The organism is Pseudoflavonifractor capillosus, assembly GCF_016902575.1.
GTDB lineage: Bacteria > Bacillota > Clostridia > Oscillospirales > Oscillospiraceae > Enterenecus > Enterenecus capillosus_A.
The window spans coordinates 13,055-36,238 of record NZ_JACSNZ010000011.1; the positions used below are offsets into that span (position 1 = coordinate 13,055).

Consider the following 23,184-nt stretch of genomic DNA (forward strand, 5'->3'; position numbering starts at 1 on the left):
TCCACACTTGCAGGGCGAGAAGTATTTTCTCCCACGCACATGTCGCGGGAGAAAATTGATTTCCATTCATTCCGCCACCACAAGTGGCGGAACTCTGCGAGGCAAACGATTAGTTTTTGTCCGTTGCCCGGGAATAGGGTCTAGGGTCGTCGGTGAGACCAGCCAAATAGTCCATACTGGTCTCCAGCACCACCGCCAGCCGCTTGCACTGCTCAAAAGATACGCCACGCTTCCCCGTCTCAATTTTGGAATAGTCGCTTTGGTCTATCCCCGTGAGCATTTGCATTTTGATTTGAGAATATCCCTTGGCTTTTCGCAATTCTTGTAACCGCTTCATAGTATCACCCACTAGTATTATGGCAAATTGACCTATTGAAATTAGGGTATATTTGACCTAAAATGTGGGTGAGGTGATACTATGGACGAGTACTATAAACAATTCCGTCACATCTTGTACCGGAACGCCGTTGGTCAGGCAATGGTTGAATACATGCAGGCATTGACCCCAAACACACTGGCTACATATGAGGAATTGGAGTCTACACGAATCCTGAGTCAAATTGTCGAGATCATCAATGACAATTCCCTATCTGACCCTGAATGTTTCTATTATATTGCTGAAATTGTACAACTTCTTATCGCAAATGGTATTCCCATAACTCGACACGAAGATTGTGATTGAACCACTAAAATTGATAAAGGAGTTTTCCTTATGCGCTCTGATGTTGTGAAAAAAGGCATCCCCGCCGCACCCAACCGCTCATTGCTTTACGCCCTGGGTTACACCAAGGAAGAGCTGGAGCGGCCTCTCATCGGCGTGGTATGCTCCTACAATGAAATTGTCCCCGGCCATATGAACCTGGACAAGATCGCCGAGGCTGTCAAGGCCGGTGTCCGTGCCGCTGGCGGTACCCCCGTGGAGGTACCCGCCATTGCCGTGTGTGACGGCATCGCCATGGGCCACGTGGGCATGAAGTACTCCCTGGTCACCCGGGATCTCATTGCCGACTCCACCGAGGCCCTGGCCATGGCCCACCAGTTTGACGGTCTGGTGATGATCCCCAACTGTGACAAGAACGTCCCCGGCCTGCTGATGGCCGCCGCCCGGGTCAACATCCCCACCATCTTCTGCTCCGGTGGCCCCATGCTGGCGGGCAAGCTGCCCGATGGCCGCCGCACCTGTCTGTCCCACATGTTTGAGGCAGTGGGCGCCTACTACGCCGACAAGCTGGACGAGGCCGGGGTGGAGGAATACGAAAACGCCGCCTGCCCCACCTGCGGCTCCTGCTCTGGTATGTACACCGCCAACTCCATGAACTGTCTCACCGAGGCCATCGGTATGGGCCTTCGTGGCAATGGCACCATCCCCGCCGTGTGGTCTGCCCGTCTGCGCCTGGCCAAGCACGCCGGTATGCAGGTGATGCGTCTGGTGGAACAGGACATCAAGCCCCGGGACATCATGACCCCTGCGGCCTTCCACAACGCCGAGACCGTGGACATGGCTCTGGGCTGCTCCACCAACACCATGCTCCACCTGCCCGCCATCGCCCACGAGTGCGGCATTGAGCTGGATCTGGACAAGTCCAACGACATCTCCGCCAAGACCCCCAACCTGTGCCACCTGGCTCCCGCCGGAGACAGCTACATGGAGGACCTGGAGCAGGCCGGCGGCGTGTACGCCGTCATGGCCGAGCTGACCAAGAAAGGCCTTTTGAACACCGACGTGATGACGGTCACTGGCAAGACCCTGGGTGAGAACCTGGTGGGTGTGGTCAACCGTGACCCCAACACCATCCGCCCCATCGACACTCCCTACTCCGCAGACGGCGGTATCGCCGTTCTCAAGGGCAATCTGGCCCCCGAGGGCTGCGTGGTCAAGCGCTCCGCCGTGGCCCCTGAGATGATGACCCACCAGGGCCCCGCCCGGGTGTTCAACTGCGAGGACGAGGCCATTGAGGCCATCTACGCCGGCAAAATCGTCCCTGGAGATGTGGTAGTCATCCGCTACGAAGGCCCCAAGGGCGGCCCTGGTATGCGGGAGATGCTCAATCCCACCTCCGCCATTGTGGGCATGGGTCTGGGCTCCTCCGTGGCCCTCATCACCGACGGCCGTTTCTCCGGTGCCACCCGAGGCGCTGCCATCGGCCATGTGTGCCCCGAGGCCGCTCAGGGCGGCCCCATCGCCCTGGTGGAAGACGGCGACCTCATCACCGTGGATATCACGGGCTGTGCCATCACCCTCCATGTGGACGAGGAGACCCTGGCCGCCCGGAAGGCCGCATGGGTGTGCCCTCCCCCCAAGGTGACCACGGGCTATCTGGCCCGGTACGCCAAGCTGGTGACCTCCGCCAGCCGGGGCGCTGTTCTGGAATAAGCGAAAAAAAGTCCGTTGCAGATGGTTCTGCAACGGACTTTTTATATCACATTTCGAACAATGCCCCAGATCAGCAGCACCACAGCCAGGCCGCCCCACACCAGGGTTTCCCAGCGTTGGGTGGGGACGTGGCCCCGGCGTACATACACCACAGCCCGGTAGGCCAGAAGTCCACCGATGAGAGGCAGCAGCAAAAGCAGCACCGGGTTGGCTTGCCAAGCTGAGGTGATATCCAGCCGCATCAGTGCCAGACACATGCGGCTCACCCCGCACCCCGGGCATTGCAGCCCAGTGACCATGTGGAAGAGGCACGGGACGGACAGATGGGTCAGGTACACCCACCCGGCATACCCCACCCCTGCCGCCAGCACCAGAGCCAGCCCAATACACAACCGGCGCAACCGCTGCTGGGGTGTCATCTTAGAAATTAGGGGTGTACTTGTTCAGCTCGTTTTGGATGAGAGCCAGGGTGATGACGCTCAGGCCAAAGAGGTTGAGCAGCAGGAAGATGATGCTAAAAGAGCCGGGAGCCACACCGTGCTCAGACCGAGCTGCATCCAGCTTGTCTCCCATGGTCCAGGCCCAGTACAGGCCATAGATGCCACAGGTGATGATGGACAGCACCAGGGACATACCGCCGGAGGTGCCGGGACGGTTGGTAACCTGGTTGACATCGTTGGTGGCCACCACCCACCAGTACAAACCATAGATGCCGCAGGTGATCACGGACAGTACAATACACTTGGCGATGCTTCTGTTTTGACTCATAGGAACCTCTCCTTTCTCTTTCCCACAGCATACCACATAGCCTTGTGTTTGTCTATAAAAAATGTCCGTCATAGGGAGCATATCACCGGTCTGACGGACAGAATTTTTTGGGTATTTTATCCAGCACTTAACCCTGCTTCAGGGCCTGGGCCAGCTGATCGGGACAAGAGGTGGCCTTGGCTCCGCAGTGGATGCCCTCCATACGGGCGATAGCCTCCTCACGCTTCATACCCACCAGCAGAGAGGAAATGCCCTGGAGGTTTCCGTTGCAGCCGCCCACCACACGCACAGCCTGAATGACATCGTTGTCCAGGTCGATCTCCATCTCCCGGGAGCAAACTCCCCGGGGAATATAGTGAATGGTTTTCATGGTTCTATTCTCCTTCCACTTGCATAGGCTTGTCTGGGCCTGTATCTCACAGCACGATCAGGCCGTAGCGATTGCTGAGTACCTTCAGCTCCTGGGCGTCCAGGTCGCCGGTGCCGTCGTAAAAGGCCCGGCCCTGATAGTAGCGCAGTGCCTGCTCCAGCAGCTGGGGCACGTCCGACCACAGACACAGGGCCTTGTTCACCGCATACTGGTGCTGGGCAAAGATGTCCACGTCGTCCTGCTCCAAAATGGAGATCTTCACCGCCCCCACCGGGTCGTCCTCCGCCTCAATGATGTCCTCCAGCAGCTTGGGGGTGCACTCCAGCTCCTCCCCCACATCCACGGTGCGGGTGACAAAGCAGGGAGATGTGCCCGTGGCACAGGGGATGACATCAGGGTCTTTCTCCCGCACCACATAGGGGTAGGTGATGACACTTCCGTCCACCACATAAAACAGCGGCACACTGGCGTACTCCTTCAACTCGTCCAGCAGCTCCAAAGCCACCTCCTTGGGGCAGTTGAGGCCAAAAGCGGCTGCACCCATGCCCTCTGCCACAAACAGAGCGGCCAGCATATGCACCCGGGTGACCGACTCGCCGTCCTCATTACACGCCCAGGACACCCAAACCGGCCCATAGCCAAGCTCCCGGGCGGCCAGCAGAGCGGCCCGGCACTCGGCCATACCAATCATGCAGTTGATGTGCACAGGCCCCTGTCCCGGCCCCAGCTGGGCACGGTACCGCTCCACCAGGTGGTCAAACTCCGCCTCTCCGGCAGGCGGGATATCCAGCCCCAAGGGGCCCACCCGCCGCTGAAATATGGGAACTGCTGCATCCATGTGTTCCATGTTGTACTCCTTCACAGTCGTTACATCTCATTGGCTGCCTCATGCAGTCTTTCCAAGGGGGTAGTATATCAAATTCTGTCGTCCATGGCAAGCCCATCCCCCAACAAAAGGGGGAGCAGAGGCTCAAACAACACACCCTCCCGGGTGTCTCCGCCCTGGGCTGCGGTGAAGGCCGCACAGCGGCTGATGAAGTGAGCCGCTCGGCCCGCTGCCCGCTCCAGGCTCTCCCCCATCACCAGCCCACCGGTGAGCACGGCGGAGAACAGATCTCCGGTGCCCGGATAGTCGCCAGGCGCCCGCACTGCCACAGTGGTGCCCGTCTGGCCCGTGGCAGCGTCGAACCACACCGCCCCGGTGTACCCCGGCTCCGGGGTCACCCCTGTGACCACCACCGAGCGCTGCCCCTGGGCAGACAGCTCCACGGCCATATCCACCCCCCGCTCATTGAGCAGTGCATCCGGAGCCAAGCCCAGCAAAATGGCTGCCTCGGTCAGGTTGGGAGTGATGACCCTTGCCTTTGCACACAGCTGACCCATAGCCTGGGCCATCTCCTGGGTGATGGAGGTGTACAGCCTGCCGTGATCTCCCAGCACAGGATCCACCACCACTTGGGCATGGGGAGCGGACAGACGCTCCACCGCCTCCACAGCCTGGAAAATCTGATCTGCACTGGCCATATACCCGGTGTAAATGCCATCAAACCCCAGACCCAGCCGCTCCCAGTGGCGCAGGGTACCTGCCACCTGGTGGGTGAGATCGGTACGCTGCACTGCCCCAAAGCCTCCCGTGTGGGTGGACAACACCGTTCCGGGAAGCGGACAGCACTGCACCCCCATCACCGACAGCACCGGCAAAATCACCGCCAGAGAACACCGCCCGTAACAGGACAGGTCATGGATGGCCGCTACCTTTCGCATTTCCATCTACTCCAATCACAATTTTTCACATCATTATACCTTTCTTCCCCCGGAAGAAGCAACATGATTTCTTTACAAACATTACGATCCTTGCTATACTGAAAAAAGCCAATCATGACAGATTCAAAGGAGGATTCTCATGAAACGTCTCGCTTGTCTTCTTCTCAGCAGTGCCATGCTCTTTGCACTGAGTGCCTGCTCTGGCGGCTCCACCCCCTCTCCCTCCCCCTCGGTGGAACCCACTCCCACAGCTGAGCCTACCCCCACCCCGCCTTTGTACACAAATCCCCTCACCGGAGAGGCCACAGACACCGATCTCAGCGGTCAAAAGCCTGTCACCGTGGTGATCAACAACATCAAAGCCGCCATGCCCCAGCAGGGCAACTCCACCGCCGACATCATCTATGAGGCCGTGGCAGAGGGCGGCATCACCCGGATGCTGGCGGTATACCAAGACCCCAATGATCTGACCACCATCGGCTCGGTGCGCTCCGCCCGGGATTGCTTCCTGGACCTGGCTCTGGGCCATGATGGTGTGTTTGTCCACGCCGGCGGCAGCCACTACGTCTACGATACCCTGAAACAGCTGGGGGTCAAGGATGTGGACGGCGTGAAGGGCACCAACGCCTCCGGCATCTTCTACCGGGATCCCAACCGTACCCCCGGTGTGTCCTATGCCCTGGAGCACACCATGATGGCAGATGGAGCGGCCATGGTGGAAAACCTCACCGCCAAGGGGATCATGGGTCCCCACAGCGACGGCTATGAGTACGAGATGGAGTTCACTGCCGACGGCACGCCCGCCGACGGGGAGAGCGCCAACACCGTCACCGTGGACTTCTCCGGCTACAAGAGCACCACCTTCCGGTACGACACCGCCAAAAAGGTGTACATGGTGGAACAGTATGGAGAAGCCTTTATCGACGGCAACGACAACACCCAGATCTCCACCACCAATGTGCTGGTGATGAAAACCGACTACTCCTTCATGGACGACGGTTATTACAGCGACGTCAAGCTCACTTCCGGCTCCGGCTACTTTGCCTGCGGCGGCAAGATGATCCCCATCAAGTGGGAGAAGGGCGGCCACTACGATCAGGTGCGCTACTACACCACCGACGGCGAGCCTCTGACCCTGGGTGTGGGCAAGAGCTTCGTGTGCATCATCCCCAACAACCAATCTGTCACAGCTGAGTGATAAAAAATGACTGGAAGGCCCAATCAAATGGCCTTCCAGTCATTTTTTATCCTTGTATTTCTGCCAACTCCTCCGAGGGAGCCAACGGCAGGGTCACCATGGCCTTGAACAGGTCCCCGTCGATCTCCACCTGGAAGCTGCCCTTTTGCAGCTCGGTCATGGACTGCGCAATGGACAGCCCCAAGCCGCTGCCGTCGGTGGAACGGGACTCATCTCCCCGGACAAACCGCTCCATGAGCCGCTCCACCGGGACATTCAATGCCTCCCGGGAGATATTTTTCAGAGACAGCGTGGCTTTCTTATCGTCGTAGTAGATCTCCATATACACCCGGGAACCTTCCAGGGCATATTTGGCGCAGTTGGACAGCAGATTGTCCAGCACCCGCCACAGCCGCCGTCCGTCTGCCACCACCCACACCGGATGGTCAGGTAAGGTGCGCACCACTGCCAGCCCGGCCCCTTGCAGCCGCTCCTCATACTCGCCAAGGGCCTGGTCTGCCAGCTCCGCCAGATCCAGCCGTCCCAGCTCCACGGACAACACCCCCGTGGAGGCTTTGGACGCCTCCACCAGGTCCTCTGTGAGTTTTTTCAGCCGGTTGCTCTTGCGCTCCAAGATATTGATGTACTCCTCCACCCGCTGATTGGGCATAGGCTCCTTTTTCAACAGATCCACATAGTTGATGATGGAGGTAAGCGGGGTCTTCAGATCGTGGGACACGTTGGTGATGAGCTCTGCTTTGAAGTGCTCACTGCGCATCTGCTCCGCCACCGCCTGGGAGATGGACTGGCCCAGATTGTTCAGCTGCTGGGCGTGCTCCTGGAGATCGTGGGGCATCTTCCCGCAGGGGATCTGCACATCCAGGTTCCCCTTGAGCAGTTCACCTGTGGAGCGGCGGATCTGCTTCCAGCAGTGGGCCCAGCTGCACAAATATGCCACCAAAACCGTACTGAGCACCAGCCACAGCAGCACTGCGCCGCCCAGCAACAGTCCCATAGATAACAGCATGTAGATCAAACCTCCCATGGCCACCCGCCAAACCAGCGGAATCGCCCGGCGCATCCGCTGCCACATGTTCCAAACCCAGGAACAGATTCGCCAAATCAATGTGTTTCTCACCAGTGTATGGCTCTTGACCCGGGCACTCACCGTCATCAGCAGCAAAACCACCAGCCCAGACAATGCCGCCACCCCAGCTCCCACCATCATCAGCGGATAGCTGATGGGCATCTCGCTGTACGCCAGGTCCACCAGCACCCCTTCTATCAGCCACACCAGCAGGTAATAGCCCAGAAATACCAGCGCTGCCGCCACCAGTTCCCCAGGTATGCGGTGGAACCAGTTCAAATAGATTTCCTCCTGGCCTCGACGGTGCCCGGCAGCCAGGCACAGGTACACCAGCAAAGCCACCCCCGCCGTCACCAGCACCAGGGTGAAAGCCAACAACATCGCATTGTGTTCCTTCCACCAGTTCAGGCCGGAATACACCTTCTCATACCGGTCTCCGGTGACAGTCAGGGGGGTCTGAACCCACAGGATCAAATCCAATGCCACCGCTCCGTCGCTCCAACCGGTTTCCGGGTTCTGCGTCCAGCCTCCAGTATCCAGGTCGTATTGGAAGCCAAAGGCATTGGGACTGATGACATTTTCCACCGAGGGGGCGTAGACGAACACCCCGAAGTTGGTGGCAATGCGCAGCAGATCTCCTGTGCCATCTTCATCCAGGTACACCTGGTAGCGATCCACACTGTCGGTGTTTTCCAAGTAATCCTGCACAGCCTTGTTCAGCTGGGTGCGCCACTGCTGGGAGCGGACGGTACTGGTGCTGCGGGGCGGGTTACGGATGGTGTCCACCACGCTCTCCCATGTCACACCCAGATCGTTGCGCACAACCATGGTCATGTTGGAGACATAGTACTCCCCCCAGTACAGACCCTGGGGCTGCACCGGGCGCTTCTCCTGCCAGTTGCCGTAGAGCACGTTGCCCTCCGGATCCAGCAGCTGCCAGCGCAAATTGGTCTTATCTGCGCTGTACTTCTGCTCCAGATCTGTCTTGGTCTGCTGCTCATAGCTGGTCAGAGAGCCGTTCTCCTGTTCCCTATAGCGCAGATCCAGCAAATAGCTGATATCTTGAATATCTTGGCCTTGCAGGTGGTGGATGGTGTAACCCCCAGCGGCGGAGGTTTCCCCCCAGATCACATCCAAATTGGCCAGCTGGTAGCAGCCCAACATCGCTGCCGTGGCAAAGCAAACCACAGCCAACACAAAAGCCAGAGGCTTAAGCAACAAATGTTTCCCGACTTTCATCCCATTTTCTCCATCTTATAGCCCAGTCCCCACACCACCTTCAGGTAGCAGGGATTGGCAGGGTCAATCTCGATCTTCTCCCGCAGGTGCCGGATATGCACCGCCACAGTGCTCTCTGAGCCCAGCACCGGGTCATTCCACACCAGCTGGTAAATTTGTGCTGTGGAATACACCCGCCCAGGATTTTTCATCAGCAGATGGAGGATATTGTACTCAATGGGGGTGAGGTTGATGACCTCCCCGTCCACCTGCACCATCTTGGCCGCATCATCCAGCACCAGAGCGCCGTTGCGCAGCACCCCATGCTCGTCTCCGCTCTGTTTCCCGCCCAGGGTGGTGTAGCGGCGCAGCTGGCTTTTCACCCGGGCCAACACCTCAATGGGGTTGAAGGGCTTGGTAATGTAGTCGTCTGCCCCAATGTTCAGCCCCAACACCTTGTCGCTGTCCTCGCCCTTGGCTGTGAGGAGGATGATGGGGATATTCCCCTCCTCCCGCAGCTGGGCTGTGGCACGGATGCCGTCCATCTTGGGCATCATCACGTCCATGAGTACCAGGTCGATGTCCCCGGCCTTGGCCGCCTCCACCGCCTCCTGACCGTTATACGCCTCTACGGTTTCGTAGCCCTCGCTGGTGAGATAAATTTTCAGTGCGGAAACGATATCCCGGTCATCGTCACATATCAAGATCTTATACATACCCAATTCCTCCCCATCTTCCGTATTACTTTTCTCTATACTACCAATCTTACCCTTAAGTTGCAACCACCCAATCCATTAAGATATGGTTAACACATACTGGAAGTTGTAAAAACTCCATGTTCCCCCCTTTGTTGACTTTTCCCCTCATCTTCGATATACTGTAGCCGACACAAGTCCTTCTCTTGCTATGGGATTTGTCTCATTACGCCTGATTAAGGCATGGAGGTATGAACTATGAAGGGTATTATCTTGGCCGCAGGACGTGGCACTCGCCTGTATCCTATGACCCGCCCCGTATGCAAACCCCTGCTGCCTGTCTATGACAAGCCGCTGATTTACTATCCCCTGTGGGTGCTTATGCAGGCCGGCATCCGTGACGTTCTGGTCATTGTCCCCCCCGGAGAGACTGACACCTTCTCCGCCCTGCTGGGGGATGGATCCCAGCTGGGTATGTCCATCCAATACACCGTCCAGCCTGTGGCCCGGGGCATTGCCGACGCCCTGCTCATCGGCCGTGACTTCGCAGATGGAGACGATGTGTGTCTGGTACTGGGTGACAACATCTTCTGGTCTCCCAACTTCCAGCAGCTGCTGAAAAAAGCCGCCAACAACAACCACGGCGCCACCGTCTTTGGCTGCTATGTGGACGATCCCCGCCCCTTCGGCGTGGTGGAGTTCGACCAGGACGGCAAGGCCATCTCCATTGAGGAGAAGCCTCAGAATCCAAAGTCTAACTACATCGTGCCCGGTCTCTACTTCTACGATGGACAGGCTATGGACATTGCCGCCAACCTCACCCCCTCCGCCCGGGGCGAGCTGGAGATCACTGACGTGAACCTGGAATATCTGCACCGGGAGCAACTCCAGGTCATTGCCATGGAAGAGAATTATGTGTGGCTGGACGCTGGAAACGCCAACAGTATGCTCCAGGCCGCCCAAACCATTTACGACCTGCAAAGCAAGGGCCAGTATGTAGGTGTCATCGAAGAGATCGCCTACCGTGAGGGCTGGATTTCCCATGACCAGCTCCAGAAGCTGGGCCAGGAGCTGTCCATGACCGAGTACGGTCAGCACCTGCTTTCCCTGTAATCCACTTCAAAAGCTCCCCCTCTGCCGCAGTAAAGGGGGAGTTTTTTCAGGAGGTAACCATCTCTATGAATATTGAACTTTTGGCCTTAGATTTGGACGGCACATCCCTGCAAGCCGACCATGCCAGCTTCACGCCCCGGCTGCACCAAGCTCTGGCAGATGCCCACGCCCTGGGTGTGAAAATTATCCCCACCACCGGACGGCCGCACTTTTCCCTTCCCGCCCCGGTCCGCACTGGGGCGGCTTGGGAAAACCTGTGCATTATGTGCAACGGCGGAGAAATCCGCCGCATTCCCACAGGCGAGGTGCTTTTGAGCCATTACATCCCCCCTCAGGCAGCAGAGCAGGTGGTGAAAGTGGCGGGTGAGTTTGGTCTGCCGGTGGAACTGTCTGCCAGTGGCCATATATACCTGACGGCAGAGAGCTGGGAACGGGAACAGAGCCAGCCGCAATACGCTGCCTACCACCTGGAAAAGGAGCTGAGTTGTCGAGGCGTTGTGGTGGAGGATCTGGCCCGCACGGCCTACACACCGGGGCTGAACATTGATAAAATCAATTTGCCCTGTATTCCCACCTCTACGTTTCCCTCCCTGACTGCCCGGCTCTCCCAGCTGCCCGTGAATCACTTCATCACCGGCGCTCACAATATTGAAATCACCCACCCCATGAGCACCAAAGGCAACGCCATGCTGGAGGTATGCCGGATGCTGGAGATAGATCCCGCCCATGCCATGGCCATGGGGGATAGCGGCAATGACGTGTCCATGCTCCAGGCCGCCGGGTTCTCTGTGGCCATGGGCAACGCCGCCCCTGATATCCAGGCCGTGGCCGACGCTGTCACCCTGCCCTATGACCAGGATGGGGCCGCCATTGCCATTGAGCGGTATATCCTTCATAAATCTCCTCTTTGAGCCACAATACTCCCCACGTCAAACGCCGATGCAGACATTAGATTTGTCTGCATCGGCGTTTGACATGGACTCAGGTCACAGGGCATTGTCGCCCAGTGTGATCGATGGTGTAGTCCTCTCCATACTCTCCTTCCAAAAGCAGCTGGGAAATGGGCAGGAAGGTATACCCATCCTGGAGCAATGTTTCAATAATGGTTGGCAGGGCCTCGGGGGTGTGGAGGGCCGCATTGTGGAACAGTACAATGCTCCCCGGCCCCACCCGGCTGGTAACCCGCTGTGTGATCTCAGAGGCAGAAATATCCATCCAGTCGTGACTGTCCACATCCCACTGTACGGGCTGAATATCCATGCTGCGCACGGTGGTAATCACATGGTCATCGTACTCCCCGTAGGGGCAGCGGAAGAGGGTGGGAAACTCCCCGGTGATGGCCTCAATCTTCTCCCCACAGGCGGTGAGATTGTCCCGCATCTCTTGGGGGGTAAGGCTGTTGAAGTGGGCATGGTCGTCAGAGTGACTCATGATCTCATGTCCCGCATCGTGGAGGGCTTTTACCGACTCAGGGTACTTATCCACCCAATCTCCCACCACAAAAAAGGTAGCCTTCACCTGATATTTGCCCAAAATATCAATGAGTGTCTGGGTGTCCTCATTGCCCCAGGCAGCATCAAAGGACAGGGACACCACTGGATAGTCTGCCTGCACACAATATACCGGAAGCTGTCGGGTGGTGGCGGATGCTCCCACCACCTTGGGATCTCCCACCAGCTTTAGGATCAATACCACCGCCAGCGCCACCCCAATGGGGGCCAGGATGCGTCGGCGCAGCACCAAAATTTTCATGCGGTTCTCCCCTTTTCACAGCGTTTTTACCCCAGTATATGGCTGTTGCAGCCCAAAAAGAACGTCCTGTGTTCTTCCGCTTTTCAGGCGGAGAACACAGGACGTTTTCTCGTGGTTTTTATCGCTCCATCTTCCAGAAGGATGCGCTGTAAGGCGGCAGAAGGCTGCCGCCGCCGAAGTCGTGGAGTTCTCCGGTGATGAGATCCACCGCCTGTCCGCACCCGGCGTCGAAATGGGCGGTATAGGGCTGGCTGTCGGCATTCACCGCCACCAGTACCCGCTCCCCGTCACAGGCCCGCTCAAAGATGATCTGGCGGTTTGTGAGCACCACATTGCGGTAGCCGCCATAGCACAGGGCCCGACTCTCCCGCTTGGCCTGGGCCAGGTGGGAGATCCAGTCGGTGAGGGTGTTCCACTCCGGTTTTTCCAGGGCGGGACGCAGGGGAGCGTCACCCCATGGCTCCTTCTTTCCCTCCAAGCCCCACTCACTGCCGTAGTATACTGCCGGAACGCCGGGCATTCCAAACATCAGGGCATAGGCAGGCTCCAGGTGTCGCTTGTCCGTGAGCTGGCTGGCAATGCGGGTGACATCGTGGTTGTCCAGGAAGGAGAGCAGGTGGGCACCCTTGTACAGAGTCCAGGGCTCGGGGCCAAACTGCCGGGCCAGGGAATGGCCGATTTCAAAGAGGTTCATGGAGTTAAAGCTGGACCACAGCCCCTTATAACATTCATAGTTGGTCACCGAGTGGCACAGATCTGGCCCCATCCACTGCTTGTAGTCCCCGTGGAGGGTCTCTCCCATTAGGGCAAAGTCCGGCTTGAGAGAGGCGGTAAACTCCCGCAGACGGCGCAGATAGTGCTGGGGCAGGCAGTAGGCCACATCCAAGCGCAGCCCGTCGATGCCGAACTGTTCTACCCAAGCCCGGATGGCGTCAAACTGATGCTCCACCACCGCCGGGTTGTCCAGATTCAGCTTCACCAGCTCGTTGTGGCCCTCCCAGCCCTCATACCAAAAGCCGTCGTTATAGTTGGTATTTCCGTTGAAGTCGATGCGGAACCAGTCCTTGTAGGGGCTGTCCCACCGCTTTTCCTGCACGTCCCGGAAGGCCCAGAAGCCACGGCCCACGTGGTTGAACACGCCGTCCAGCATCACCCGGATCCCAGCCTGATGAAAAGCGTCACACACCTGGGCAAAGTCCTCATTGGTGCCCAGACGACAGTCCAGGTGGAAATAATCCCGGGTATCATAGCCGTGTCGGTCACTTTCAAACACCGGATTGAGCAGCACGGTGTCTGCACCCAGCTTTTTCACATGCTCCACCCAGTCCAGCAGACGCAAGATGCGGCTTTGCTGCACACCGTCATTGTCCTCAGGCGCCCCACACAGCCCCAGAGGGTAAATTTGATAAATGACTGATTGGTCAAACCACATATGTTTGTCCTCCCTGTTCTCTGCCCTGGCAGCAGGTATTCTCCTGGTATTATACCCGCATTGGCAGCCGGGGTCAAATGAAAACCGCCGGGGTCAGATCACCGGGTAACCAGGATATTTTCGGTGGGCTTTTTGGCGGTGGGTATATAGGTGGGCTGTCCGTATTTGTCCACGCCTGTCCGGCGAAGCAGCCCAGCCGAGACAAGGCGCTCAGCATCTGTCACTGGGATCTCTCCGTACTTCGGTACCGACACCAGTCTGCCTGTGCTGGAGCTCATGGCAGGCTTGGTGCCGGACGATGTCTGCTTGCCGCCAGAACTGCTGCCACTGCTGCCTGTGCCGCTGCTGCCACTGCCGCCACTGCTTTTTCGTGCGGCCAGAGCCGCCTGCTGGCGATAGTACTGGAGCATGGCGTTGACATACTCCTGGGAGTACCCGGATTTGGCGATGAGGTCGGAGGAGGGCATAACCCCCGCCTTGAGGATTCCATCCACCTGGGTCTGAGCCATCTCCTTGTTCTGCTGGTTCTGGCTGTCCATGCGCTGCTGCTCGTCCAAGTACTGCTCATACTCAGACTGGTTTTCGCTTTGCAGGTTGCCCAGGTAGCTTTGCAGCTTGTTGTAGTCATCCAGATACTGCTGGTATGCAAATTCCTTGTCCACGTTGAACTGGCCCAGCTTGTCCTTGTACTCCTGGTAGTCCATCTGTTCCTGGCCGTTGACAGCATCCAGATAGCTCAAGAGCTTGTTGTAGTCGTCCAGATACTGCTGATAGGCGAAATTCTTGTCCGTGTTGTACTGGCTGAGCTTGTCCAAGTACTCTTTGTAGCCAATCTGCTGCTGGTTGTTCACCAGACCCAGGTCGTTGGCCAGCTGCTCATACTCGCTGAGGTATCGCTGGTAGGCCTGGTTGTACAACTCGGGGATCTTGTCACTGAGCTGGGCGGCGTAGTAGTTGCCCGCCTGGGCCGCTGCGGTGGCAGCGTAGCTGGAGGTCTGGCCCCCGGAGGCCGCTGCCGCCTGAGCCAGGGCATTGGCGGTGGCCCGCTCCCCCTCCCGCAGGTACTGCTTCTGGTAGGCCCCAAATACCGGGTCAGTGTCCTTGTCCCAGGTGAAGTCCTCCCGGTTCAAGATCTTGTCCAGCAGATCCTGCTGGATCTGCTCATAGGGGTTTTCGTAGGTGGGCGCCTCCTGATCCCAGGAGAAGTCGGGGTACTTGTCCAGCTGATCCAGAATGGCGTCCTGCTCCTCCTCATACTTGTTCTCGTAGGTGGGGGCCTCCTGATCCCAAGAGAAGTCAGGGAAGCTGCCGATCTGGCCCAAAACATTGTCAATTTCATCCTGCTTGCTGCCGGTAAAGCCATTGTAACTGGCTCTGAGCTGGGCAGCGGCCTGGTTGGCAATGGCTCGCTGGGCACTGGTGGCGGCGGTGTTCTGCTCCTGCTTCAGGCTGGCTGCCGAGATGCCGTACTCAGGGAATGCCTTTGCCAGGCTCAACTCCTGGGCGGTGAAGCTGGACAGGGTGCCGTTGTCGGTGGCTTTTTTCAAAAAATCGTTGTACGTATATGCCATAGGTTCTCCCTCCTTTTAGATGCGGCCGGGGGTGGCGTTGTACGCCGAGCCGCCATACCGCTCTCTGGTGATGCTGTAAATGCGGCACCTGCCTGTGCCGGTGAGCTTGAGTCGGTAGTGATCTCCCCGCCTGATGATCATGGGCAGCTGGAAGCTGCGCTTGGGGGTGGGGCCAATGGGCTGGCCCATGGGATGCCACACCCCGTCGCTGTCCACCTGGGCCCAAGCCTGCACCTGGCCCCCTTCCTCCACCTCCAGACGGATATGGAGGCGGAACAGCCCCTTTTTGTCCGGGCTCCCGTCGGTGAAGTCGGCAAACTCCGCTTCCCATGTCACCTGAGGCTCCTGCTCTGCCTCTGCCGGGGGCTGGGCCACGTCTCCCACCGTCCAAATCTCCCCCGACTGATTCAGCAGATACAGGATGCCGCCGTGGAAGGCAAAATGGGTGGCTTGGGTCTCGTCCTCCCGGTGCCACAGCTTGGTCTGGGTGTCATACACCAGTAAATGCCACCCCTCATCCTCCCCCTGGGCAGAGAGGTAGTAGCGCAGTCCCTCCGCTCCGGCGGCAGCCTGGCCCAGCCGCTGGTTCCCCAGCGCACGGCTGACACACTGGGGCACGCCGCCGGAATAGGCCATCACCCCTGCCCGGGAGACGTAGAACAACACCTCTCCTGCCACCGCCAGGCTCTTGCCGCAGCCGGCCATCACCCCCAGGGTGGAGGTGCCCATGACCTGGAAGTTGGAGGGCATGGTGCCGTAGACCTTGTAGATGTGATCCTCCTTGAAGAAGATGGGGTAGCCCAGGTAGGACACACAACCGGTGAAGTTTCCGGCAGATCCAGTGTCCACGGCGTAGGCGTCGGTGGCCAGTCCGTCAAAGACGTTCCAGTTGAAGGGGTCCCCCAGCTTGGAACAGTAGATGGTGTTGCCCTTACACCCCCATACCCGGTTTTCGTTTTCGCACACGAAATCCAGATTGGGCAAGGTGCGGGAGATGGTCACTGTCCCTGTCTCAGTGTAGGCCTCGTCCCCTTTCTCCCCGTTTAGGACGAAGGAGTACTCGTAGAACACCAACTTGTCCTCCTGGATGTCCCGAATCACCAGGCTCTTGTTGTTGTCCGGGTGGACGGTGCAGCCGGATATGGTCACAGCATCCCCCTTCTTGAAATAGTCTCCCCAGTTGACTCCAGGAACCTGGATGGTGTTGGCCTGGGCCTCCTTTTCGTAGATGGTGCCGTTTTGGAAGGACAGCCCTGTTCCTGTCCATGTGGACTCCAGGGAGCCGAAGGCCCCGGTCTGGGTGTTGTAGTAGGCCTTGTCCGGCCAGATGAGCAGATATGCCCCCAGGGCGGCAAACTGCTTTTCCCCCGCCGTCACATCCCCTTTTCGCTCCCCGTCGTACCAAAATCCATTCTCATCCACCCAGCACAGCTTCGTGTGGGCAAACAGCCCACCGGGCTGGGTGAGGGTGCGTACCTTCCACCGGGGCGGGCGACTGGAGAGAAGCGGATAGTCCGCCCCGGTGAGGTTTTCCATATGGTACAGCTCCCCATCCCCCGCCCCTGGTGTATGGTTGAGCCCCCCAAAGGCGGTCTGGGTGGCAGATGACATCCCATTGGAATAGGCCATAGATGGTAGTTTCACATTTTATCCTCCTCTCTCTGCCGTCTGTTCCTAGTTTGATTTTCACCCATAGGGCACTTTGATGTTGGGTGTCTAATATTTCGACAGATCCAACGATACCGGCAGAGAAAAAATCACGTTGAAGGTGGTCAAAGACTGCGCTGTTGAAGCCAGCGTCACGGTAAATGTACACGTTTCGCTGTTTGTCTTGGCTCCCAGGGCGGCAAAAACCCCCATTCCTCCTGTGTTTGCGGTGGGGAATCCCTGCCCGTAAATGCCTTTGATCTTGCCTCCATGGCGAATTTCCACATAGCACACCTGCTCATTGGAAATATTGCCAACGCCTGATGGGGTTGTCCTGGTTGCGTCGATGTCCACCACCAGATTGGAACCCATCAGCTTTGCTATGCCAGCCATGTTGGAATACCCCGTCTTTGGCGTAATAGAAATGGGTAGCTTATAGGTCGTGCCCAGCGCCTTGGCTGCCCCCACCAGATGATGCCCCTGGGCAATCACCGGAACATTGAAGTTAAAGTCCGTCTCGCTCCAATCGAAGGTGGGCAGACTTTTCACTGCCTTTGCCGATGTGGTCACCGTGGCCAGCTTGTCCGTGGCCCTGGCCTGGAACTCGTAGGTGGTCTGGTAGTCCAGCCCCTCCACCTTAGCCCGTGCCAGGTAGGTAAACCCTATGGGCTGCACACTGTCCACCGCCGTCCACGCCCCCCACGTACTCGTCCCCTGTACCCGATAGCGGTACTGCACCGCCAGGGTGTTGTTCACCGCACCGAAACTGCCATAGAAGTAATTACCTGTGATCTCCATGTCATACCCACCAGATGCGTCTGGTGTACTGTTGCCTATGTTGCAGGACAGCTTGACATAGTTGACCAGAGTGCGTGACACCCCTTTGGTGGTCTTGTTTCCTCTGCTGTCTCCAACTGCAAATACAAAATCACCTGATTCCACACCTTTTATGGTGCCATCTGATGTGCGAGACTTTCCGCCACAGACCACAAGGCTCGCCACCAGAGATGCACCTTTTACCGCCTGTGCTCCAAAGGTGACCTTGGCGTTGGAGTAGTACTTCACAAAGCAGGAGCTGTTTCCTGTCAAGGCAGTGGTTTGGCTGTTGGTGTCCACCACCTTGGGGTTCAGTGTGGGGTTTGGGTTTTTGATGGTCAGGGTTCTATCTATCCATGCGTACAGGGGATATCCCCCCATGTCTGTGCGCACCACAAACCGCACAGGCTGGGTGTTGGATGTGGTGTTGAGGGAACGCAAAACATTGCGTTCCGCTTCCGTGAACTGGAAGGTGTACGACGACCCGGTGATTTTCCGCTCAGCGATAGGACGGGACTGGTTTACCACCTCGATATAGGCATAGATCGGCAGGTTGGCAGGATTTGAATACTGGATGGTTGGATTGTCCTCGTCGGTGAAATTGGGTGCACTGGTGAGTTTTGCCTCTCTGGGGATCTGGTTGAGGGTGAAACTCTGCTGGGCGGTACAGTTGATGGAATAGCTGTAAATAGCGCCCTCGATGCCAACGGAGAAACTCCTGGTTCCGTCCGTGTTGTGCCATATGGTATGGGAGCCGGAGGCCACCACGGTACCATTGCGCAGCTGAATACGGTTGGTTGAATAGTGAACCTGAGCTCCATCAATCACAACCTTGGTTGGGCCGGTCATATACCAACTCGTTCCGCTGCCAGATCCAATCAGCGTCCAGTTGATGGTGGACGTGTTGGCAGATATATTCTGGGTCGCACTCCAGTTGAGGGTCAGGGAACGCACGCCGTTATAGGCGTTGGTGGTTAAGCTGCCTGATAGTGCCATGTCTATCCTCCGATCCAGAAGCAGCCGATGCGGCCTGCTCCATACTTTTCAAATCTGGCTTTTCCGCCGATAATGAGGAAGGTGTTTGCGTTGAGGTTGGTGGCCTGCACCCCCTGGTTGTCCACCACCAGCACCTCAGTTCCGCTGCGGCTGATGGTCATGCCGTTTTCGGTGACCTGGGTGGACATCTCGCTGCCCGTCTTACTCACCGTCAGGCCTTCCTCGTCAAAGGTAAAGCCTGTGGAGGTTCGCACCGTCTCCACACCCTGGGCCAGCTTTTGGTCAATGACGATATCTACCTGCTCTGGAGTAAGGGTGAGGCTCACCTTCTCACTCAATTCACTGATGGACTGGTTGACACTGTCCAGAGACTCCTTGGTATCCGTCTGCACCCGCTGCACCGTAGCAGAGATGGCATCTGCATTGACCTCCAGGTTGGAAATGCGGGCCTCCTGGGTTGAAATCTGCTGACCCTGGTTGGCCACCGTGGCAGTAAGCCCATCGGCGGTGACAGATAGCTGGGTGATGCGCTCCCCCACCCCTTCGATCTGGGCATAGATGGGCTGGGTCAGGGCGTTTTCCCACCCGGCCAGGGCGGTCTGGTTCATGTTGGTGGTGTCCAGGTTCTGGGTGGTGTAGCGCATCTGCTCCACCAGCATATAGAGATAGTTTTGCAGTTGAGCCAGCTTGTCCTCAGTGGACTCGTCCCCGTTGAAGTTGGGAAAATTGGCGTCCATATACAGCCAGTTTGCCGGCATATCCTCTCTCCTCCTTTCTCAAACAGGGCACCACCGCAGTGCAGTGATGCCCTGTTTTTGTGACGTATTACACCTTTTCGGTGTAGTCCAGGCTGATCCAGCCAGCGCCGGACTTGAGCTTGCCCCAGCGCTTGGCGCCCTGCCCGTCGGCCTCCTCCACGATGGTGTACACACCGGGAGCGATGAAGCCCTTGCTGGCATTGTCGGTGCCGGGGCCGCTGCGGATGCGCAGCTGGGTGACGGACACCTTCACGGTGTAGGGCGTAAAGCCAGAGGGCTTCGATACGCTCCCACCACTCACCAGAGTCAGGTCAGACTTGCGCACAGCGGCCACCACCACGCCGTCGTAGGTGATGACGCATCGGTCACCGGACACCTCGCTGACCACATGGTCCCGCTCATACACGAAGGATGCCAGGCTGCCTCCGTCATAGGTCTTAGCGCCCTGCTTGAGGCGGACGACGGAGCCCTTGACGATCTCTGTGGCAGGGCCCATGGCCGGAACTGAGGGCTTGGTCTGGGTGGCACCCATGGCCTTGGACACGTCAGAGCGGAAGGTGTCCATGGACTTACCAAACTTGGGGAACCAGTGCATCACATCGGCGTGATTGCTGGCAATGCCCCGCTGGTAGCCCTCGCTGTGGCAGATGACCACACCGTCGGCCAGGGGGTTGAGGCCATACTGCTTGCACAGCATGGCGGTGAGCTCCACCGCCTCCTGATACACCTTGCCGAAATAGTCGGCATCGCTGAGGGCATCCTCACAGATCTCAAAGGAGATGTGGGTATTGTTGGCACTGCCCCCGGAGGTGCCGGTGCCCGCATGCCAGCCCCGGTGATTCCAGGGCAAGGTCTGGACGGTAGCCACGCTGCCGTCGGCCAGCTTGCCCAAAAAGGCGTGGACGCACACGTCCAGTCCAGGGTTGTTCCAGTCGTTGGCATTGCGGTTGGTGCCGATCTGTGCCTTCAGCTTGGCTTCATCAGCCTGTCCCTCCAGGGGCTGCACATACCGGGCCACCAGGGGGTTGTTGGCCCCGGTGGAATGCACCATCACGCCCTTGGGGGTGATGGTACGCCCAGCTTTATAGCAGTCGTTGGCGGTCAAAATACACTCAATGAGTCTCAATGGTAGTTACCTCCTCCACGGCCTCTTGTACGTCTTCAATGGCTGTCTTTACCGCTGCGGCGTCGATGCGTCCCTCGGTGACGATGTAGGTCACCACCGAGATCACGGACACCACAGCCCCCGCTGTGCTGGCCACTGCCTCCTGGTCTAGGCCAAAGGCCAGGGCCAATCCAGCGGCAATGCCGGCCAGGGCCGTCCACAACTTACGGCTGGACAGCTTTTTCAAAACTTCCTTCACACACGCTCACTCCTTCTCATAAGCAGCCAGGATCTCCCGATCCAGCTTCTTTTTGGCCTCCTCGGCCTGGGTGAGTTTGTCCATGGCCTGGGCCAGCTCGCCGTTGGCGGGCGGCTTGGTCACAGCGTGGTTAAGCCAGAATATGCACCGACCGTAGGCGTGGTGCAGCTGATCCTCCACCTCCTGCCGCCGCTGGCGGTGCTCCTGCCGCAGTTGGGCCTCTGCCTCACCCTGTTCCAGGCGGCGGTCAATATACCGCCGCAGATATCCCATGGCCAAACCGGTGATGCCGCTGCCTCCGGCCAGGCCCACCAGCACCGCTGCCAGAAACTCCTCCCCGTTCATTCCATTCCTCTCCTCTGCATCATACGCTCCAGGCTGGGCCCCAACAGACGTTCCAGCCACTTATCCACCAGGTTGCGCAGCCTCTCCACCCCCTTCCGGTGCCGGGGCATGGGCGGGATCGTAGGTGCGGATGTACCAGTTGACATAGTTTTGATAGCTGGCGTTGAAGCTCTCCATGCGGTTTTGGTACAGCTCCAGCTCCCCATCCGCCTGGTGCAGCTTGGCCAGCAGCCAGTGGGCGTACAGATCACTGTGGGGCCAGCCCACCAGCAGCGTCCCCGGCCAGCTCTGCCACACTTGCTCCAGCTGCTCCTCACGCATCAGGTGTACATCCAGGCAGATCCGCCCCTCCAACTCCCCCAGCCACCCCAGCTTCTGCTCCTGGGTGTACTGGTTGGGGCAGAGCAGATCCACCTGTCCCACCACCTCCTGGGCGGTCAAGGTTCGGCTGGTGTCTGCCAAGGTGAATCCCCCTCTCTCCTTCTCCCGCCCCGGCAAGCAGCCGGGGCGGGGTTCATATTAGTCGGGCAGCTCATCGCCGTCGGACACACCGCCCACCGCTGCAAAGCGCCAGTCGTTGAAGGTGGCGTTGAAGCGGCTGCGGCCACGCCAGACGTTGGCGTCGGTGTTCTCGTCCACGGTGGAGCGCACAGCCAGCTGGATGCGGTCATTCCACACCGCACCGCCGTAGGTCTGGTTGTACTTGCTGTCCAGCAGGATCCAGGGTGCCTTATTGGTGGCCAGATCCACAAACTGGTTGAGGTAGCTCCATACAATCACATTCCAGCGGCCGTACTGGTAGTTGAAGGCGTTGTTGGCGGTGGTGGGCTCCTTGTCGGCGCCGATGGCGGCAAAGACCTCCTTTTTCAGGCCGCCCACCTCGGGGATGAGGATGGTGTCGGGGGCCACGTCCAGGATCTCGTCGTTGTCACCTCGGAACAGGTGCATGGCGGTCTCCATCTTGCCCAGGGCATCGGCGGAAAAGGCGTCGCTGAACTTGTTGGACTGGGTCTCACCGGAGACCTTGGGGGGATGGGCGGTGTGGAACATGGTCACGCCGTCGGCGCTCTTGATGTCAAACTCCCGGCCCTTGTAGAGCACCTTCTCCTTGCCGGAAATGGCGCCGCCGTACAGGGCTGCACCAAACAGCTCCCGGGTACGGTTGTAGCTGGTGATGAAGGCAGCGGGCTGCTTTTTCATGTCCATGACCTTGGAGTCCTCCATCATCTCGGCCGAGATGGAGAAGGAGTCCTTCCAGGTGTCATACACCAGCAGCTTCTGGTAGCCCTCCTGCATGCCATCCAGGGGATAGGCGCCGTTTTCACCCACGGGCTCGAAGCCGCTCATGGCGGTCATGGTGGTCATCAGGTCGCCGTAGTTCTCACTCTGGCCCATGAGGAAGAGGTTCTTGAGCACGGACTGCTTTTCAAACTGCTCTCCCCGCTGCTCCAGAAACATGCGGATGGGGGCCTGACACTTGCCGTAAATGCTGTCGTTGAGGCCGGAGCCTTCAGAGAAAATAATTTTCATGGGATGGGTTATCCTCCTTTACACAAATCTGCCCCGAACGGTGTCGCCGGCCTGGGTGCCGGACACTTCCACCAGTTCAAAGTTTCCTGCGCCCTCGCTGGCGGTGAGGGCGTCGCCGTCCACCTGCATCTTCACGCCAACCTTGGCGGCTTCATACTGGGCTTTCAGGGTTGTCTCATAGATGCAGTCTCCCTCCACCCGGGTCACGGGGATCACCTGGCCCTCGGCAGCAGTGACATCCGCCATGCACAGGTAGGGGGGTGTGGTGGTGCTGGGGCCGTCCAGGGCGGAGAGCTTGCCGTCGGTGACGGTGAGCATCTGGCCTGCCTGGTAAGTACCGGCGGCTGCGCCCAGGTATTCCCAGGGCAGCATGGCCCCGGTGTCACGTTTGATGGGTACAAACACGA

Annotated in this window: 25 protein-coding genes; 5 read left to right on the forward strand and 20 right to left on the reverse strand. The window is 58.5% G+C overall.

Going from position 1 to position 23,184, the window contains the following annotated elements; all coding sequences use genetic code 11:
* Positions 1 to 109: 109 nt before the first annotated feature.
* Positions 110 to 337: a helix-turn-helix domain-containing protein gene (locus H9X86_RS05660; protein WP_204900593.1), complete on the reverse strand. Its 228-nt coding sequence runs from the start codon at positions 335 to 337 to the stop codon at positions 110 to 112.
* A gap of 81 nt (positions 338 to 418) precedes the next feature.
* On the opposite strand from H9X86_RS05660, the gene H9X86_RS05665 reads away from it, so the two are divergent.
* On the forward strand, positions 419 to 682 hold the full coding sequence (locus tag H9X86_RS05665) for a hypothetical protein (RefSeq protein WP_204900594.1): 264 nt from the start codon (positions 419 to 421) through the stop codon (positions 680 to 682).
* Positions 683 to 712: 30 nt separating this feature from the next.
* Positions 713 to 2,374, forward strand: a complete 1,662-nt coding sequence (ilvD, locus tag H9X86_RS05670; protein ID WP_204900595.1) for a dihydroxy-acid dehydratase — start codon at positions 713 to 715, stop codon at positions 2,372 to 2,374.
* Positions 2,375 to 2,415: 41 nt separating this feature from the next.
* Here ilvD and H9X86_RS05675 read toward each other — a convergent pair whose 3' ends face one another.
* From H9X86_RS05675 to H9X86_RS05695, 5 genes are all read right to left on the reverse strand, one after another.
* On the reverse strand, positions 2,416 to 2,766 hold the full coding sequence (locus tag H9X86_RS05675) for a DUF2752 domain-containing protein (protein ID WP_243416856.1): 351 nt from the start codon (positions 2,764 to 2,766) through the stop codon (positions 2,416 to 2,418).
* A 28-nt stretch (positions 2,767 to 2,794) separates the two neighbouring features.
* A complete protein-coding gene (locus tag H9X86_RS05680) occupies positions 2,795 to 3,142 on the reverse strand; it encodes a DUF4234 domain-containing protein (protein ID WP_204900597.1) in 348 nt (115 codons plus the stop codon).
* 127 nt (positions 3,143 to 3,269) lie between these two features.
* Positions 3,270 to 3,512 (reverse strand): TIGR03905 family TSCPD domain-containing protein, encoded by a 243-nt coding sequence (locus H9X86_RS05685; protein WP_204900598.1) that lies wholly within the window; start codon positions 3,510 to 3,512, stop codon positions 3,270 to 3,272.
* A gap of 46 nt (positions 3,513 to 3,558) precedes the next feature.
* Entirely contained in the window at positions 3,559 to 4,359 is an 801-nt protein-coding gene (locus tag H9X86_RS05690) for a homocysteine S-methyltransferase family protein (RefSeq protein WP_204900599.1), read from the reverse strand.
* Positions 4,360 to 4,427: 68 nt separating this feature from the next.
* Entirely contained in the window at positions 4,428 to 5,276 is an 849-nt protein-coding gene (locus H9X86_RS05695) for a pyridoxamine kinase (RefSeq protein ID WP_243416857.1), read from the reverse strand.
* Between the two features lie 139 nt (positions 5,277 to 5,415).
* Here H9X86_RS05695 and H9X86_RS05700 point away from each other — a divergent pair, with 139 nt between their 5' ends.
* Positions 5,416 to 6,474 carry a DUF3048 domain-containing protein gene (locus H9X86_RS05700; RefSeq protein WP_204900601.1) on the forward strand — a complete coding sequence of 353 codons (1,059 nt, stop codon included), beginning with the start codon at positions 5,416 to 5,418 and terminating at the stop codon, positions 6,472 to 6,474.
* 46 nt (positions 6,475 to 6,520) lie between these two features.
* Here the strand turns inward: H9X86_RS05700 and H9X86_RS05705 are convergent, their stop codons facing one another.
* A complete protein-coding gene (locus tag H9X86_RS05705; RefSeq protein ID WP_204900602.1) occupies positions 6,521 to 8,779 on the reverse strand; it encodes a sensor histidine kinase in 2,259 nt (752 codons plus the stop codon).
* A complete protein-coding gene (locus H9X86_RS05710; RefSeq protein ID WP_204900603.1) occupies positions 8,776 to 9,474 on the reverse strand; it encodes a response regulator transcription factor in 699 nt (232 codons plus the stop codon). The genes H9X86_RS05705 and H9X86_RS05710 overlap by 4 nt, the downstream gene beginning before the upstream one ends.
* A gap of 237 nt (positions 9,475 to 9,711) precedes the next feature.
* Between H9X86_RS05710 and rfbA the strand changes: the two genes are divergently transcribed.
* Both rfbA and H9X86_RS05720 read left to right on the forward strand, forming a co-directional pair.
* Positions 9,712 to 10,566, forward strand: coding sequence for a glucose-1-phosphate thymidylyltransferase RfbA (gene rfbA / locus H9X86_RS05715; protein ID WP_204900604.1), 855 nt, complete (start codon positions 9,712 to 9,714; stop codon positions 10,564 to 10,566).
* 65 nt (positions 10,567 to 10,631) lie between these two features.
* The gene (locus tag H9X86_RS05720; protein ID WP_204900605.1) at positions 10,632 to 11,477 is read left to right on the forward strand and encodes an HAD hydrolase family protein; all 846 of its coding nucleotides are present in this window, start codon (positions 10,632 to 10,634) and stop codon (positions 11,475 to 11,477) included.
* 70 nt (positions 11,478 to 11,547) lie between these two features.
* Here the strand turns inward: H9X86_RS05720 and H9X86_RS05725 are convergent, their stop codons facing one another.
* From H9X86_RS05725 to H9X86_RS05780, 12 genes are all read right to left on the reverse strand, one after another.
* The gene (locus tag H9X86_RS05725; protein WP_204900606.1) at positions 11,548 to 12,318 is read right to left on the reverse strand and encodes a polysaccharide deacetylase family protein; all 771 of its coding nucleotides are present in this window, start codon (positions 12,316 to 12,318) and stop codon (positions 11,548 to 11,550) included.
* Between the two features lie 118 nt (positions 12,319 to 12,436).
* Positions 12,437 to 13,750: an alpha-amylase family glycosyl hydrolase gene (locus tag H9X86_RS05730; protein ID WP_204900607.1), complete on the reverse strand. Its 1,314-nt coding sequence runs from the start codon at positions 13,748 to 13,750 to the stop codon at positions 12,437 to 12,439.
* Between the two features lie 98 nt (positions 13,751 to 13,848).
* Entirely contained in the window at positions 13,849 to 15,321 is a 1,473-nt protein-coding gene (locus H9X86_RS05735) for a hypothetical protein (protein WP_204900608.1), read from the reverse strand.
* Between the two features lie 15 nt (positions 15,322 to 15,336).
* The gene (locus H9X86_RS05740; RefSeq protein ID WP_204900609.1) at positions 15,337 to 16,965 is read right to left on the reverse strand and encodes a hypothetical protein; all 1,629 of its coding nucleotides are present in this window, start codon (positions 16,963 to 16,965) and stop codon (positions 15,337 to 15,339) included.
* Positions 16,966 to 17,037: 72 nt separating this feature from the next.
* Positions 17,038 to 18,780, reverse strand: a complete 1,743-nt coding sequence (locus H9X86_RS05745) for a hypothetical protein (RefSeq protein WP_204900610.1) — start codon at positions 18,778 to 18,780, stop codon at positions 17,038 to 17,040.
* Positions 18,781 to 18,782: 2 nt separating this feature from the next.
* The gene (locus H9X86_RS05750; RefSeq protein WP_204900611.1) at positions 18,783 to 19,538 is read right to left on the reverse strand and encodes a hypothetical protein; all 756 of its coding nucleotides are present in this window, start codon (positions 19,536 to 19,538) and stop codon (positions 18,783 to 18,785) included.
* A 67-nt stretch (positions 19,539 to 19,605) separates the two neighbouring features.
* Positions 19,606 to 20,664: an N-acetylmuramoyl-L-alanine amidase gene (locus H9X86_RS12995; RefSeq protein ID WP_430736093.1), complete on the reverse strand. Its 1,059-nt coding sequence runs from the start codon at positions 20,662 to 20,664 to the stop codon at positions 19,606 to 19,608.
* Entirely contained in the window at positions 20,651 to 20,902 is a 252-nt protein-coding gene (locus tag H9X86_RS05760; protein WP_204900612.1) for a hypothetical protein, read from the reverse strand. Before H9X86_RS05760 ends, H9X86_RS12995 begins: the two co-directional genes overlap by 14 nt.
* 6 nt (positions 20,903 to 20,908) lie before the next feature.
* Positions 20,909 to 21,247 (reverse strand): hypothetical protein, encoded by a 339-nt coding sequence (locus H9X86_RS05765; RefSeq protein ID WP_204900613.1) that lies wholly within the window; start codon positions 21,245 to 21,247, stop codon positions 20,909 to 20,911.
* A 60-nt stretch (positions 21,248 to 21,307) separates the two neighbouring features.
* Positions 21,308 to 21,709, reverse strand: a complete 402-nt coding sequence (locus H9X86_RS05770) for a hypothetical protein (RefSeq protein WP_204900614.1) — start codon at positions 21,707 to 21,709, stop codon at positions 21,308 to 21,310.
* 57 nt (positions 21,710 to 21,766) lie between these two features.
* Positions 21,767 to 22,777 carry a phage major capsid protein gene (locus tag H9X86_RS05775; protein WP_204900615.1) on the reverse strand — a complete coding sequence of 337 codons (1,011 nt, stop codon included), beginning with the start codon at positions 22,775 to 22,777 and terminating at the stop codon, positions 21,767 to 21,769.
* Between the two features lie 18 nt (positions 22,778 to 22,795).
* Positions 22,796 to 23,182, reverse strand: a complete 387-nt coding sequence (locus H9X86_RS05780; RefSeq protein ID WP_204900616.1) for a hypothetical protein — start codon at positions 23,180 to 23,182, stop codon at positions 22,796 to 22,798.
* Positions 23,183 to 23,184 lie beyond the last annotated feature (2 nt).

Bases quoted from the DNA above. Each gene is read 5' to 3' on its own strand.
- H9X86_RS05690 (WP_204900599.1), bottom strand. From the start codon at position 4,359: ATGGAACACATGGATGCAGCAGTTCCCATATTTCAGCGGCGGGTGGGC.
- H9X86_RS05685 (WP_204900598.1), bottom strand. From the start codon at position 3,512: ATGAAAACCATTCACTATATTCCCCGGGGAGTTTGCTCCCGGGAGATG.
- H9X86_RS05725 (WP_204900606.1), bottom strand. From the start codon at position 12,318: ATGAAAATTTTGGTGCTGCGCCGACGCATCCTGGCCCCCATTGGGGTG.
- H9X86_RS05765 (WP_204900613.1), bottom strand. From the start codon at position 21,247: ATGAACGGGGAGGAGTTTCTGGCAGCGGTGCTGGTGGGCCTGGCCGGA.
- H9X86_RS05710 (WP_204900603.1), bottom strand. From the start codon at position 9,474: ATGTATAAGATCTTGATATGTGACGATGACCGGGATATCGTTTCCGCA.
- H9X86_RS05660 (WP_204900593.1), bottom strand. From the start codon at position 337: ATGAAGCGGTTACAAGAATTGCGAAAAGCCAAGGGATATTCTCAAATC.
- ilvD (WP_204900595.1), top strand. From the start codon at position 713: ATGCGCTCTGATGTTGTGAAAAAAGGCATCCCCGCCGCACCCAACCGC.
- rfbA (WP_204900604.1), top strand. From the start codon at position 9,712: ATGAAGGGTATTATCTTGGCCGCAGGACGTGGCACTCGCCTGTATCCT.
- H9X86_RS05730 (WP_204900607.1), bottom strand. From the start codon at position 13,750: ATGTGGTTTGACCAATCAGTCATTTATCAAATTTACCCTCTGGGGCTG.
- H9X86_RS05720 (WP_204900605.1), top strand. From the start codon at position 10,632: ATGAATATTGAACTTTTGGCCTTAGATTTGGACGGCACATCCCTGCAA.
- H9X86_RS05735 (WP_204900608.1), bottom strand. From the start codon at position 15,321: ATGGCATATACGTACAACGATTTTTTGAAAAAAGCCACCGACAACGGC.
- H9X86_RS05700 (WP_204900601.1), top strand. From the start codon at position 5,416: ATGAAACGTCTCGCTTGTCTTCTTCTCAGCAGTGCCATGCTCTTTGCA.
- H9X86_RS05775 (WP_204900615.1), bottom strand. From the start codon at position 22,777: ATGAAAATTATTTTCTCTGAAGGCTCCGGCCTCAACGACAGCATTTAC.
- H9X86_RS05665 (WP_204900594.1), top strand. From the start codon at position 419: ATGGACGAGTACTATAAACAATTCCGTCACATCTTGTACCGGAACGCC.
- H9X86_RS05745 (WP_204900610.1), bottom strand. From the start codon at position 18,780: ATGGCACTATCAGGCAGCTTAACCACCAACGCCTATAACGGCGTGCGT.
- H9X86_RS05705 (WP_204900602.1), bottom strand. From the start codon at position 8,779: ATGAAAGTCGGGAAACATTTGTTGCTTAAGCCTCTGGCTTTTGTGTTG.
- H9X86_RS05750 (WP_204900611.1), bottom strand. From the start codon at position 19,538: ATGCCGGCAAACTGGCTGTATATGGACGCCAATTTTCCCAACTTCAAC.
- H9X86_RS05695 (WP_243416857.1), bottom strand. From the start codon at position 5,276: ATGCGAAAGGTAGCGGCCATCCATGACCTGTCCTGTTACGGGCGGTGT.
- H9X86_RS05680 (WP_204900597.1), bottom strand. From the start codon at position 3,142: ATGAGTCAAAACAGAAGCATCGCCAAGTGTATTGTACTGTCCGTGATC.